The sequence below is a fragment of the Blastococcus sp. TBT05-19 genome (genome assembly GCF_003319095.1).
GTDB lineage: Bacteria > Actinomycetota > Actinomycetes > Mycobacteriales > Geodermatophilaceae > Blastococcus.
In genome coordinates this window covers 1,304,018-1,316,555 of sequence record NZ_QOHI01000001.1, presented here as the reverse complement: position 1 = coordinate 1,316,555, position 12,538 = coordinate 1,304,018, and the positions used below count along the sequence as shown (strand labels likewise).

The following is a 12,538-nucleotide window of genomic DNA, read 5'->3' as shown; positions in this document are numbered from 1 at the left end:
ACCTCCGATCGGGGCGCCCGGTGCGGCGCCCCCGCATCATGGGGGATGCAGGTCACACGCCGGGTGATCGACCTCTCAACCCGCCGGATCGAGCGATGCCGAGATACGGCTCAACCTCGTACCGTTGTCGGCCGAAACCACCTCGCGAGCTGACCTGCACCATGCCGGTCGCGAGGAGCGGGGGGACGCCATGCGCAGGCGCGGGAGCGGACGAGCAGCAGCGGCGTCGGTCGAGCAGCCCAGGGACGTCGAGGCGCTGGAACGGGTGATCGACGCGCTGGACGACGGCGTCACCAGCGAGCTGGAGGCGCACCGGCGGATCATGGCCGTGCTCGTCGACGCCCTCGGCCTGACCTACGGCGCGGCCTGGCTGCCCGACGGGGACGGCCGCTTCGTGCTGCAGGTGACGGCCGGTGAGACCGCGGACGCGATGGCTGCCCGCTGGACGTCCGGGGAGGCCATGGTCGAGGGCGGCGGCTTCGGCGGCGAGGCGCTGCGGCGCCGCACGTCCGTGCTGATGGACGGTTCCACGACCACCAGCACCTGCCTGCGCTGGGCCGCGGCCCGCGACAACGGCGCCGTGCAGGGGTGCTTCCTGCCCGTCGTGGAGGGCGACCGCGTGACCGCCGTCCTGGAGTACTACAGCCGCAGCCCCCTGCCGTTCTTCGGCGGGCGCGCCCAGAAGTGGGCGGCCCTCGGCCGGCTCATCGCGCACGCCCGGCGCAGCGTGCTGACCAGCGCCGCCCTGCGCGAGAGCCTGGACGACCGCAACGCCGTCACCGAGGTCGTGGCCACGGTGGGCGAGGCCGGGGACGAGTCCACCGCCCTGCAGGTGGCGCTCGACTCGGTGCGCGAGTCGTTCGGCTGGGCGTACGGCTCCTTCTGGGCGCTGGACCCCCAGGAGAACGTGCTGAAGTTCCAGCGCGAGTCCGGCTCGGCCGGGGACGAGTTCCGCACGGTCACCCTCGCCGCCAGCTTCGCCGAGGGCGTGGGTCTCTCCGGCCGCGCCTGGCGGGCCCGTGACCTCGTCTTCGTGCGCGACCTCGCGCAGGTGACCGACTGCGTGCGTGCTCCCGCCGCCCAGCGGGCCGGTGTCCGGTCCGGCGTCTGCTTCCCGATCATCAGCGACGGCAAGGTCGTCGGGACGATGGACTTCTTCGTCACCGAGACCATCGACCTGTCCGACTCCCGCGCCTCCGCGCTGCGCAACGTGCAGCAGCTGGTCTCCCAGCGACTGGACATCCTGCGGCGGGCGGAGGCCGACGCGGCGAACTCCCGCGAGCTGCTGGAGACGGTCTCCCGGCTGCGCGAGGCCGCCGACGACGCCGGCCGGGTGGCCGACAGCGCGGTGGGCAAGGCCTCGTCGATGACCACGGAGGTGCAGGCGCTCGCCAGCGCCTCGGCCGCCGTCGGCGACGTCATCCGGATCATCTCCTCGATCGCCGACCAGACGAACCTGCTGGCGCTCAACGCCACCATCGAGGCCGCGCGCGCCGGCGAGTCGGGCAAGGGCTTCGCCGTCGTGGCCAACGAGGTCAAGGAGCTCGCCCGCGAGACCGCCTCGGCCACCAGCAAGGTCTCCGAGCAGATCGCCGGCATCCAGACCGGCACCCAGTCGGTGTCCGAGGGCATCCACGCGACCAGCGAGGTGATCGGCGAGCTGGACGCGGTGCAGGCCCGCATCGGCGAGATCCTCGAGGAGCAGGTGCGGATGGCCCGGGCGTTCGAGAGCACGCGCTGACGCACCGGCCCGCTGTGCGCTCAGCCCTCCTGGCGGAGCTGCGCTGCGGGCCGCGGCCGGCTCGGCGCGCTGGGCGCGGAGAAGCCGGAGCGCTTGTGCGAGCCGTCGCAGAACGGCTTGATGCCGGACTTGCCGCACCGGCACAGCGCGACGGTGCCCCGGCCCGGGTCGATCTCGGCGCCGTCCTGGTCGACCAGCGTGAAGTCGCCGCGCACGATCAGCGGACCGTCGCGGTAGGGCGTGATCGTGGCGCCGCTCCCCCGCTCCTCGGCGGGGAGCTCGTCGTCCGGCTGCGCTGACACGGAGTTCTCGTGCCCGGCGCCCGGCCCGCTCACACCCGGGGTCACCCGTACGGTCCGCTCACGCCGTCGCCGGGGCGCCGTAGAAGACCTGCTCCACGACCGACCGGGCGTGCCGGGTGGTGCGCCGGTAGTCCTCGACGAACTGCCCGGGCTCCTGGTCGGGTCCGTAGCCGCAGGCCTGGGCGACCCCGGCGAGCTCCAGGCCCGGGCGCGGCAGCTGGTCGCTAGGCCGGCCCCGCACCAGGAAGATCGCGTTGCGGGCGCGGGTCGCCAGCTCCCAGGCCTCGCGGAGGGCGCTGCCCTGCTCCTCGTCGAGGTGCCCGCTCGCCGTCAGCGCCTCCAGCGCCGCGACCGTGGACGGCACCCGCAGGCTCTCGACCTCGGCGGCGTGCTGGAGCTGCAGCAGCTGGACGGTCCACTCGACGTCGGCGAGGCCGCCGCGACCCAGCTTGGTGTGCGTGGCCGGGTCCGCGCCCCGGGGCAGCCGCTCGCGCTCGACGCGGGCCTTGATGCGGCGGATCTCCGCGACCTGCTCGGCGGTGAGCCCCTCGGCCGGGTACCGGATCGGGTCGACCAGCGCGACGAACTCCGCGCCCAGCTCCTCGTCGCCGGCCACGGGGGCCGCTCGCACCAGCGCCTGCACCTCCCAGACCGACACCCAGCGCTCGTAGTACTCGCGGAACGCCGACAGGCTGCGCACCAGCGCCCCCTGCCGGCCCTCCGGGCGCAGGTCGGCGTCGACCTCGAAGGCCGGGTCCGGAGCCGGCTCGCTGAGCAGCCGGCGCATCGTGTGCGCGACGGCGTTGGCCGCGGCCGCCGCCCCGGTGTCGTCGGCGCCCGCCCGCGGGCGGTGCACGAACAGCACGTCGGCGTCCGAGCCGAACCCGAGCTCGCCGCCGCCGAGGCGGCCCATCCCGATGACCGCGAGGTCCATCGGCAGCTCGGCGACGTCGATGCCCGCCTCGGCCGCGTGCGCCCGCTGGGCGACGTCGAGACCGGCGCGCAGGGTCGCCACGGCGACGTCGGTCAGCGCCTGCCCGACCCGGTGCACGTCGAGCCGACCGAGCAGGTCGGCCGAGGCGATGCGCAGCAGCTCCTGGCGGCGCAGCCCCCGGACCACGCGGATGCCGGCCTGCGGGTCGGGCGCCCGACCGGCGGCCTGCCGCCAGGCCTTGGCCAGCGTCGCCGCGCTGCGCGGCTCCAGCTCGGCGTCGTCGGCGAGCAGCTTCAGCGCCTCGGGGGTCCGGGTGAGCAGCGAGGCCACGTACTGGCTGGAGCCCAGCAGCTGGGCCAGCCGCTCGACGACCTGGCCCTCGTCGCGCAGCAGCCGCAGGTACCACTGGTTGCCGCCCAGCGCCTCGCTCACCTGCCGGTAGGCGAGCAGCCCGGCGTCGGGGTTCGGGCAGGAGGCGAAGGTCTGCAGCAGCACCGGCAGCAGGTACTTCTGCATCGACGCCGACCGGGAGAGCCCGCCGGTCAGCGCGGCCAGGTGCCGCAGCGCGCCGTCGGGGTCGGCGAAGCCCAGCGCCCGCAGCCAGTCGCCGGCGGCCTTGGAGCCCAGCTGCAGGTGCTCCCCCGGCACACGGGCGACCGCGGAGAGCAGCGGCCGGTAGAAGAGCTTCTCGTGCAGCCGCCGGACCTCGCGGGTGTGCAGCGCGAGCTCGGCGCGCAGCACGACGACGGCGTCGCCGCGGTGGTCGGGCTTGTAGCCCAGCGACCGGGCCAGCCAGCGCAGCTGCTGCTCGTCGGTGGGGAGCAGGTGGGTGCGGCGCAGGCGGAGCAGCTGGAGCCGGTGCTCGACGGTGCGCAGGAAGCGGTAGGAGGCGATGAGCGTGGCGGCGTCCTCCCGGCCGACGTACCCGCCCGCCGACAGCGCCGTCAGGGCCGGCACCGTGCCACCGACGCGGAGCCGCTCGTCGGCCCGACCGTGCACCATCTGCAGCAGCTGGACGGCGAACTCGACGTCGCGCAGCCCGCCGCGGCCCAGCTTGAGCTCGCGCTCGGCCTGCGCCGGCGGGATGTTGGCCTCCACCCGGCGGCGCATCGCCTGCACCTGGGCGACGAAGCCGGGCCGGTCACCGGCCTTCCACACCAGCGGCCAGAGCGCGTCGACGTAGGCGCGCCCGAGGTCGGGGTCGCCGGCCACCGGGCGCATCTTCAGGAGCGCCTGGAACTCCCAGGTCTCGGCCCACTGGGCGTAGTAGGCCGCGTACCCGGCGACCGTGCGGACCAGGGCACCGGCCTTGCCCTCGGGACGCAGCGCGGCGTCGACCTCCCACGCGGCCTCGTGGCAGACCCGCATGAGCGTGGCGGCGACCCGGGTGGCGGTGGAGAGGGCGGCGCCCTCGGGGTCGGAGGGGTCCACGGCCTCGGCCACGAAGACGACGTCGACGTCGCTGACGTAGTTGAGCTCGCGGCCGCCGGCCTTGCCCAGCGCGATGACGCTGAGCCGGCACGCGGCGGCGTCGGCCGGCTGCTCGCCGACCGCGATCGCCAGGCCGGCGGTGAGCACGGCGGCCGCGATGTCGGCCAGCTCGACGGCGACCTCCTCCGCGGGCAGCCCGTCGCCGAGGTCCCGTCCGGCCAGGGAGAGCACGGCGCGCCGGTAGGCCAGCCGGAGGGCGGCCACGCGCTCCGGGCCCGCGTCGGGCGCGCCCTTGCCCAGGCGGACGCCCCACGGCGGGTCGTCGGGGTCGGCGCCCACCGCGCTGAGCATCTGCCGCTCCAGCGCGTTGGGCGTCGGGCGGGAGGGGCCGTGCCGGTCGTCGTCGAGGACGTGCCAGTCCAGCGGGTGCGCGGCGAGGTGGTCGGCCAGGCCGGAGCTGGCGCCCAGGACCGACACCAGCCGGGCGCGGAAGGAGCCGGGTCCGCGCAGCCGGGCCAGGAGCGCCGCGGCGGCCGAGCCGTCGGGGTCCTCCTCGTCGAGCGCCTCGATCAGCCGGTGCAGCGAACGGACGGCGAGGTCGGGGTCACCGGCGCGGGCGAGGGCCGCCACGACCGGGCCGGCCTCGGGGTCGGCCGGCTCGTTGCGCCCGAGGTCCCACAGGCCCAGCGCCGGGTCCGACAGCAGCCGGGCCGCCCGCTCGCCGTCGCCGAAGCCGAACCGGACCAGCCGGATCCTCGCGGGGCGCGGGATCTCCGGGGGCGGCGTGCTCACGCCCGCGTCCCGGCCCGGGCGCGCACCAGATCGGCGAACCGCCCGGCGAAGGGCTGCCAGACCTCGGCGAGGTCGTCGTGCGCGGCGGTGGCGCGGGCGCAGAGGGTCTCGACGTCCAGCGGGCTGGCCGCCATGCCGACCGGGTCGCTCTCCGCCCAGGCGCGCACCATCTCCGGCGTCGTCTCGATGTGGAACTGCAGCGCGTAGACGTGCGAGCCGACCCGGTAGGCCTGGTGCGGGTAGTGCGGGTTGCTCGCCAGCAGCGTGGCCCCGGTCGGGAGCTCGGAGATCTCGTCGTGGTGCCACTGGATCACGTCGGGCGAGAGCGGCAGCGGGCCGAAGACCGGGTCCCGGTCGGCCGCGTCCCGCTTGGCCACGAGCGTGGCACCGACCTCGGGGCCGTCGACGCCGACGCGGGTGCGGCCACCACCCACCCCGGCCAGCAGCTGGGCGCCGAGGCAGATGGCCAGCGTCGGCAGGTCGGCGGCGGCCGCCTGGCGCAGCAGTTCGCGGACGCCGACGAGTTCGGGGCTGGTCGTCTCGTCGTCCATCGAGGACTGCGGGCCCCCCAGGACCAGCAGCCCGTCGAACCCGTCGAGGGTGTCCGGCAAGCGCTCGCCCAGCCCCAGGTGGCGCTCGTCCAGCTCCAGGCCGGCGGCGCGCAGCCACTCCCCCAGCCGCGCGGGCGGGTCGGTCTCGCTCGGGACGACGACGAGCAGGCGGGTCACAGGGCTGAGCTTATGGGCCGCGCGCTGCGCCGCTCGACCACGCTCTGCGGGTGCTGTTCGTGCTCTACGGGTCCGGCAGAACCCGCAGAGACCGAGGAACACCCGTCGAGCGGGCGCCTCAGAGGCCGGGCAGGTACCGCCGGAGCTCGAAGGGCGTGACGTTCTGCCGGTAGGAGTTGAACTCCTCCCACTTGTTGCGGAGGAAGAACTCGAACACGTGCTCGCCCAGGGTCTCGGCCACGAGCTCGCTGCTCTGCATCGCGGTCAGCGCCTCGCCGAGGGAGACAGGCAGGTCCTCGTACCCGGCCGCACGGCGCTCGGTGTCGGTGAGCGACCAGACGTCGTCCTCGGCCTCCGGCGGCAGCTCGTAGCCCTTCTCGATGCCCCGGAGCCCGGCCGCCAGCAGGACGGCGAAGGTCAGGTACGGGTTGCACGCGGAGTCCGGCGAGCGGACCTCGACCCGGGCCGACTGCGCCTTCGACGGCTTGTACGACGGCAACCGGACCAGCGCCGAGCGGTTGGCCCGGCCCCAGGTCGCCGCCGTCGGCGCCTCGGTGCCGGCCAGGAGCCGCCGGTAGGAGTTCACCGTCTGGTTGGTGATCGCGGTGACCTCGCGGGCGTGGGTGAGCAGCCCGGCGATGAACTGCTTGCCGGTGGTCGACAGCCGCATCGGGTCGGCCGGGTCGTGGAAGGCGTTGCGGTCGCCCTCGAACAGCGACAGGTGGGTGTGCATCGCCGAGCCGGCCAGCTCGGTGAAGGGCTTCGGCATGAAGGTGGCGTGCACGCCCTGGGCCAGCGCGACCTCACGGACGACGTGCCGCAGGGTCATGATGTTGTCCGCCATCGACAGGGCGTCGGCGTAGCGCAGGTCGATCTCCTGCTGCCCGGGCGCGACCTCGTGGTGGCTGAACTCCACCGAGATGCCCATCGCCTCGAGCGCGAAGACCGCCTCGCGGCGGAAGTCGTGGGCGACGTTGTGCGTGGAGAGGTCGAAGTAGCCGCCGGTGTCGGCAGGCTGGGGCGGGGTGCCGTCGGTGGGCAGGTCCTTGAGCAGGAAGAACTCGATCTCGGGGTGCGTGTAGAAGGTGAACCCCATGTCGGCGGCCTTGCCGAGCGCCCGGCGCAGCACGTGCCGCGGGTCGGCCCACGACGGCGATCCGTCGGGCAGCGTGATGTCGCAGAACATCCGCGCCGTGTCGCTGGGCCGGCCCTCGCGGGCGGGCATCACCTGGAAGGTGCCCGGGTCGGGCTTGGCGAGCATGTCGGACTCGTAGACCCGCGCGAAGCCCTCGATCGCGGAGCCGTCGAAGCCGATGCCCTCGGCGAACGCCGCCTCGATCTCGGCCGGGGCCACCGCGACGGCCTTGAGGTAGCCGGAGACGTCGGTGAACCACAACCGCACGAAGCGGATGTCGCGCTCTTCCAGGGTGCGCAGGACGAACTCCTGCTGTCGGTCCATGCCCGCCATGATCCAGTCCGCTCGTTTCAGGTGTGTGACGTCGCCGCAAGCCTGCCCCCTGCGGGCGATTCGCACACGGTCCGGGGAGCCGGACACCGCTGTGTCGCGGCGGGCGGTGGTGGTCAGCCGGGCAGCTCCCAGTGCGGAGGGCTCAGGACGGCGGCCATCCTGGCGAGCTCGGCCCGGTGCAGCGAGGCCAGCCTGCCGAGGACCTCCTCCCCCGCCTCGGTGAGCACCACCCGGACCGCCCGCGCGTCGTCGGGATGGGTCGCCCGGCCGACGAGGTCCTGCTTCTGCGCGCGGTCGACGAGCTCCACGACGCTGTGGTGGCGCAGCTGCAGCCGGTCGGCCAGCTCGCGCACCGTCGCCCAGTCCCGCTCCGGAAAGCCCTTGACCGCCAGGAGCAGCTGGTACTGCTGCGGCGTGAGCCCGTGCCGCCGCACGATCTCCTCGCTGAAGCGCAGGTAGCGCCGGATGCCGAACCGGAACCGGGCGAGCGCCTCGAAGTCCTGCTTGCTCAGCGGCGCGGCGGCCGGGTCGTCGGGCGAGGACACCGGCACATCTCACCACGCGCGGACACCTGGCCCGGCGAGATGTATCGCTCTACGATACGGGCTCGGATCGTCCCGGGGAGGGGCCCGTGCTCAGTGAGGCAGAACGCCGGACCATCGCGGCACTCGAGGCCGGCCTCCTCTCCGACGCGTCGTTCGCCCGGATGGTGCTGCCCGTCGCCGACCGTCTCCGCGGCCTCGCCGCCCCCGTCGTCGTCGGGGTGACCGCCTGGAGCGACGCGGCGGGACGCGCCGTCGAGTGGGCGGCGGCCGAGGCCGCGACCCAGCGGTGCCCCCTGCACGTGGTGCACGCGCTGCGCCCGTCCAGGGGGCTCGACCTCGCCGGCCTGTTCCCGGGCTTCGTGGAACCACCGGCGCCCCAGGTCGCGGGAGCGCGCGCCCTGGAGTCCGCCGTCGCCCGGGCCCGGTCGGTGCACCCGGCGCTGGAGGTGACCGCCCACCTGCAGCCGGGCAACCCGGGGCAGGTCCTGCTCCGGCACAGCCGCGACGCACGGTTGCTCGTGCTGGGACACCGGTCGAACGGGCCGTCGGGGGCCGGGCAGCGGCGGCTGCCGGGCTCCCTCGCCGTCCGCCTCACCGCCTCCGCGCGCTGCCCGGTCGCGGTGGTCCGCGCCGGGAGCGGGGCCCTGCCCCCGTGCCCCGGGAACCCGCACGTCGTCGTAGGGGTCGACGGCGCCCGCCGCTCCGACGCCGCCGTCGGGTTCGCTTTCCGCGCGGCGCGGCAGCGGGGCCTCGGCGTCACGGCCGTCCACGCGTGGACACCCGACCGTCCCGCCGACCTCGAGGCCGTCACCGCACCGCTGATCACCACCGAGGTCGGCGCCCACGACCTCCTCCACCGGTCGCTCGCCCGATGGCGCACGGAGTATCCGGACGTCGCCGTGGTCCCCGAGGTCGTGCGCGGGGACCCGACGTCCGCGCTGGTCGAGAGCTCGGTGGGCGCCGCCCTCGTGGTCGTCGGCACCCGCGGCCGGGGTCCGGCGCGCGGGGCGGTGTTCGGCTCGGTCAGCCGTGCCGTCGTCGAGGGGGTGGCCGGGGCCGTGGCGGTCGTGCCCGCGGGGACGCGCGGCCGGGCCTGGACGGCGGCGCGACGCTAGGGTTTCGGCGGGACCTCCTGGACTCGCGCGGCGGCGGAGCACGCGACGGCGAGGGCCGCCTCGAGCGCGAGGAACGCCGCGGTGGGCCAGGCACGCAGACGGCGTTCGAGCAGCGCACCGCCCAGCCGGGCCACCGCCATCCCGGCGCTGGCGTCGCCGACCGTCCGCAGCACGGCCGAGCGCGCCGCCGGCTGCTGCCCCTCCGACCGGAGCAGCGCCGCGGCGAACGCCAGCGGGATGCCGGCGTAGACCGCCCGCACCTCCGTCCGGGACTCCGGCGTCCGGGCCGATCCGCCGAACACCGCGGGCACCAGGGACGGGCGCAGCACCGCACCTGCGCCGATCGCCGCGTAGCCGCCCGCCACCAGGCGCGAGATCACGAGGGGGTCGCCCATGCGTGCACGCTAGGGCGACCGCTCCCCCGTGTCACCCCGCCCGCCGGTGCGCGGGTGGGCGCCTCGCGGCCCCACCTCGCCCGTGCGCGCGGTGAGCGGCGAGGATGGGCGCCGTGAGCGATCAGCAGCCGGTGCAGTTGCGGGTGTCCCTGGCCCAGGTCGATACGCGCGTGGGCGACCTCGAGGGGAACAGCGAGCTCGTCGTCTCGTGGTCGGCGAAGGCCGCGGAGGCCGGCGCGCACCTCGTCGTCTTCCCGGAGATGACCCTGACCGGCTACCCGCCCGAGGACCTCGTGCTGCGAGAGTCCTTCGCCGCCGCGAGCGAGCAGGCACTGGTCGACCTCGCCGCCCGGTTGGCCGCGGACGGGCTGGGCGACCTCGCCGTCGTCGTCGGGTACCTGGCGCACACCGAGGGCGCGGGTCCCGCCCCGGTCGACCACCCGGACACCGACGACGACCGGCCCAGCGACGCCAACCCCCGCCGCGGCGCCCCGCGCAACGCGGCCGCCCTGCTGCACGGCGGCGACGTCGTCGTCCGCTACTACAAGCGGCACCTGCCCAACTACGGCGTCTTCGACGAGGCGCGCTACTTCGTGCCCGGCACCGAACTGCCGGTGGTGCGGCTGCACGGGGTCGACGTCGCGCTCACCGTGTGCGAGGACCTCTGGGTCGAGGGCGGGCCGTGCGGTGTGGCCGGCGAGGCCGGCGTCGACCTGGTCGTCTCCCCCAACGCCTCCCCCTACGAGCGGGCCAAGGACGACCTGCGGCTGCCGCTGGTGCAGCGGCGGGCGGCCGAGGCGCGGGCGGCGATCCTCTACTGCAACCAGGTGGGCGGGCAGGACGAGCTGGTCTTCGACGGCGACTCGATGGCGGTCTCCCCCACCGGCGAGCTACTCGCCCGCGCCCCCCAGTTCGTCGAGCACCTGCTGACCGTCGACCTGGCGCTGGACCCGGCGTCGGTGCCGGAGCGCCGCGAGGGCCGGGTCGGGCCGATGACGGTCACCCGCCACGTGCTGAGCGAGGAGCCGGTGCCCGCCTACGAGGCGCGGCCGGCCACGGTCGTCGACCCGCTCAGCGACTGCGAGGAGGTCTGGCGGGCGCTGGTGCTGGGCCTCAAGGACTTCATCGACAAGAACGGCATGCCGTCGGTGGTGCTCGGCATGTCCGGCGGCATCGACTCCGCGCTGGTCGCCGCGCTCGCCGTGGATGCCCTCGGCGCCGACCGGGTGCACGGCGTCGGACTGCCGTCGAAGTGGTCCAGCGAGCACTCGCTCTCCGACGCCGCGGACTCGGCGAAGCGGCTGGGCATGCACTACTCCGTCGTCCCGATCGCGCCGATGGTCGACGCCTACGAGGCCTCCGTCGAGCTCTCCGGCGTCGCCGCCGAGAACCTGCAGGCGAGGGTGCGCGGCACGCTGCTCATGGGACTGTCCAACCAGCACGGGCACCTGCTGCTCGCGACGTCGAACAAGAGCGAGGTCGCCGTCGGCTACTCCACGCTCTACGGCGACGCCGCCGGCGGGTTCGCCCCGATCAAGGACGTGCCCAAGACGCTGGTGTGGGAGCTCGCCCGCTGGCGCAACGCCTACGCCCGCGACCGCGGTGAGACTGAGCCGATCCCGCAGAACTCCATCGACAAGCCACCCTCGGCGGAGCTCGCACCCGGCCAGCAGGACAGCGACTCGCTGCCCTCCTACGAGGAGCTGGACGCGGTCATCGCCGACTACGTCGACCGCGACCTCGGCATGGCCAAGCTGCTGGAGCGCGGGCACGACGCCGAGGTCGTCGCCCGGGTCCTCCGGTTGGTGGACGTCGCCGAGTTCAAGCGCCGCCAGTCGGCCCCGGGCACCAAGATCAGCCTCAAGGCGTTCGGCCGCGACCGGCGGCTGCCCATCACCAACCGGTGGCGGGAGACCCTGCCCACCGTCCGCGAAGGAGCGAAGGCGTGACCGAGTCGGTGCTGTACGGCGGGACCTCCTCCGCACGGGTGCGCATCCACCACCTGCAGCAGGCCAAGGCGCGCGGTGAGAAGTGGGCGATGCTCACCGCCTACGACACCTACAGCGCCGCGGTCTTCGAGGAGGCCGGCATCCCGGTCATGCTCGTCGGCGACTCGGCGGGCAACGTGGTCATGGGCCACAGCAGCACGGTGCCGGTCACGGTCGAGGACATCCTCTTCCTGACCAAGGCCGTCACCCGCTCCACCTCGCGCGCGCTGATCATCGCCGACATGCCCTTCGGCTCCTACGAGTCGGGCCCGCAGCAGGCCTTCGACAACGCCGTCCGGCTGATGAAGGAGGGCGGCGCGCAGGCGGTCAAGCTCGAGGGCGGCACCCGCGTCGCCCCGCAGATCAAGCTGCTCAGCGAGTCCGGCATCCCGGTGATGGCGCACATCGGCTTCACGCCGCAGAGCGAGCACGCCCTCGGCGGCTTCCGGGTGCAGGGCCGCGGCGCCGGTGCCGAGCAGCTGCTGGCCGACGCCCGCGCGGTGCAGGAGGCCGGGGCGTTCGCCGTCGTCCTGGAGATGGTCCCGGCGGCGATCGCCGGCCGGGTGACGGCGGAGCTGTCGATCCCGACGGTCGGCATCGGCGCCGGCGTCGACTGCGACGCCCAGGTGCTGGTCTGGCCCGACATGGCCGGGATGAACGGCGGCCGGGTGCCGAAGTTCGTGAAGAAGTACGCCGACCTGCGGAGCGAGCTGCTGCGGGCGGCCAAGGAGTACGCCGACGACGTCCGCGGCGGTGTCTTCCCCGGCCCCGAGCACTCCTTCGAGTAGGCGTTCCCCATGGCGCGATGGCGGCGGCCCGGCTGGTGGCCGGAGAACTGGCACTTCGACGAGCCGCCGGTCCCGGTCCTGCTGCCGGAACCGCTGGCCGCCGAGGTCCGGGTCCTCCTGGCCGAGGGCGAGCGCATCGAGGCCGTCCGGCTGGTCCGGCAGCGCACCCACCTGGGCATCCGCCCTGCCCTGCTCGCGGTGCAGGAGCTGGAGGGCGACGGCCGGCCACCCCGCTGATCGAGCAGCGCCCGGCAGTGCGGCGTCGGTGGCCGCGATCGCTCGGTCAGCGAGGGACGAGCGAGGCCACCCGA

11 protein-coding genes are annotated in these 12,538 nt (G+C 74.8%); 5 read left to right on the top strand and 6 right to left on the bottom strand.

The window, feature by feature from the left end; all coding sequences use genetic code 11:
* Positions 1 to 190 precede the first annotated feature (190 nt).
* Positions 191 to 1,741: a methyl-accepting chemotaxis protein gene (locus DQ244_RS06490; RefSeq protein ID WP_113810522.1), complete on the top strand. Its 1,551-nt coding sequence runs from the start codon at positions 191 to 193 to the stop codon at positions 1,739 to 1,741.
* Between the two features lie 20 nt (positions 1,742 to 1,761).
* Here DQ244_RS06490 and DQ244_RS06485 read toward each other — a convergent pair whose 3' ends face one another.
* The 5 genes from DQ244_RS06485 to DQ244_RS06465 form a co-directional block, all read right to left on the bottom strand.
* Complete coding sequence (locus tag DQ244_RS06485) at positions 1,762 to 2,043, bottom strand: CDGSH iron-sulfur domain-containing protein (protein WP_113810707.1); 282 nt, start codon at positions 2,041 to 2,043, stop codon at positions 1,762 to 1,764.
* A gap of 58 nt (positions 2,044 to 2,101) precedes the next feature.
* Positions 2,102 to 5,200, bottom strand: a complete 3,099-nt coding sequence (locus tag DQ244_RS06480; RefSeq protein ID WP_199580229.1) for a bifunctional [glutamine synthetase] adenylyltransferase/[glutamine synthetase]-adenylyl-L-tyrosine phosphorylase — start codon at positions 5,198 to 5,200, stop codon at positions 2,102 to 2,104.
* Positions 5,197 to 5,928: a type 1 glutamine amidotransferase gene (locus DQ244_RS06475; protein WP_113810521.1), complete on the bottom strand. Its 732-nt coding sequence runs from the start codon at positions 5,926 to 5,928 to the stop codon at positions 5,197 to 5,199. The genes DQ244_RS06480 and DQ244_RS06475 overlap by 4 nt, the downstream gene beginning before the upstream one ends.
* A gap of 118 nt (positions 5,929 to 6,046) precedes the next feature.
* Complete coding sequence (gene glnA, locus DQ244_RS06470) at positions 6,047 to 7,387, bottom strand: type I glutamate--ammonia ligase (protein ID WP_113810705.1); 1,341 nt, start codon at positions 7,385 to 7,387, stop codon at positions 6,047 to 6,049.
* 122 nt (positions 7,388 to 7,509) lie between these two features.
* Complete coding sequence (locus DQ244_RS06465) at positions 7,510 to 7,941, bottom strand: MarR family winged helix-turn-helix transcriptional regulator (RefSeq protein ID WP_113810704.1); 432 nt, start codon at positions 7,939 to 7,941, stop codon at positions 7,510 to 7,512.
* 86 nt (positions 7,942 to 8,027) lie between these two features.
* On the opposite strand from DQ244_RS06465, the gene DQ244_RS06460 reads away from it, so the two are divergent.
* Entirely contained in the window at positions 8,028 to 9,056 is a 1,029-nt protein-coding gene (locus tag DQ244_RS06460) for a universal stress protein (protein ID WP_113810520.1), read from the top strand.
* Here the strand turns inward: DQ244_RS06460 and DQ244_RS06455 are convergent.
* Positions 9,053 to 9,451: a DUF4345 family protein gene (locus tag DQ244_RS06455; RefSeq protein WP_113810519.1), complete on the bottom strand. Its 399-nt coding sequence runs from the start codon at positions 9,449 to 9,451 to the stop codon at positions 9,053 to 9,055. The two genes, DQ244_RS06460 and DQ244_RS06455, sit on opposite strands and share 4 nt — an antisense overlap.
* Before the next feature lie 113 nt (positions 9,452 to 9,564).
* Between DQ244_RS06455 and DQ244_RS06450 the strand changes: the two genes are divergently transcribed.
* Genes DQ244_RS06450 through DQ244_RS06440 form a run of 3 tightly spaced genes read left to right on the top strand, consistent with a single transcriptional unit; the run spans position 9,565 to position 12,464 of the window.
* Complete coding sequence (locus DQ244_RS06450; protein WP_233491201.1) at positions 9,565 to 11,400, top strand: NAD+ synthase; 1,836 nt, start codon at positions 9,565 to 9,567, stop codon at positions 11,398 to 11,400.
* The gene (gene panB, locus DQ244_RS06445) at positions 11,397 to 12,227 is read left to right on the top strand and encodes a 3-methyl-2-oxobutanoate hydroxymethyltransferase (RefSeq protein WP_113810517.1); all 831 of its coding nucleotides are present in this window, start codon (positions 11,397 to 11,399) and stop codon (positions 12,225 to 12,227) included. Before DQ244_RS06450 ends, panB begins: the two co-directional genes overlap by 4 nt.
* A 9-nt stretch (positions 12,228 to 12,236) precedes the next feature.
* A complete protein-coding gene (locus DQ244_RS06440; protein ID WP_113810516.1) occupies positions 12,237 to 12,464 on the top strand; it encodes a hypothetical protein in 228 nt (75 codons plus the stop codon).
* The last annotated feature ends 74 nt before the right edge of the window (positions 12,465 to 12,538 follow it).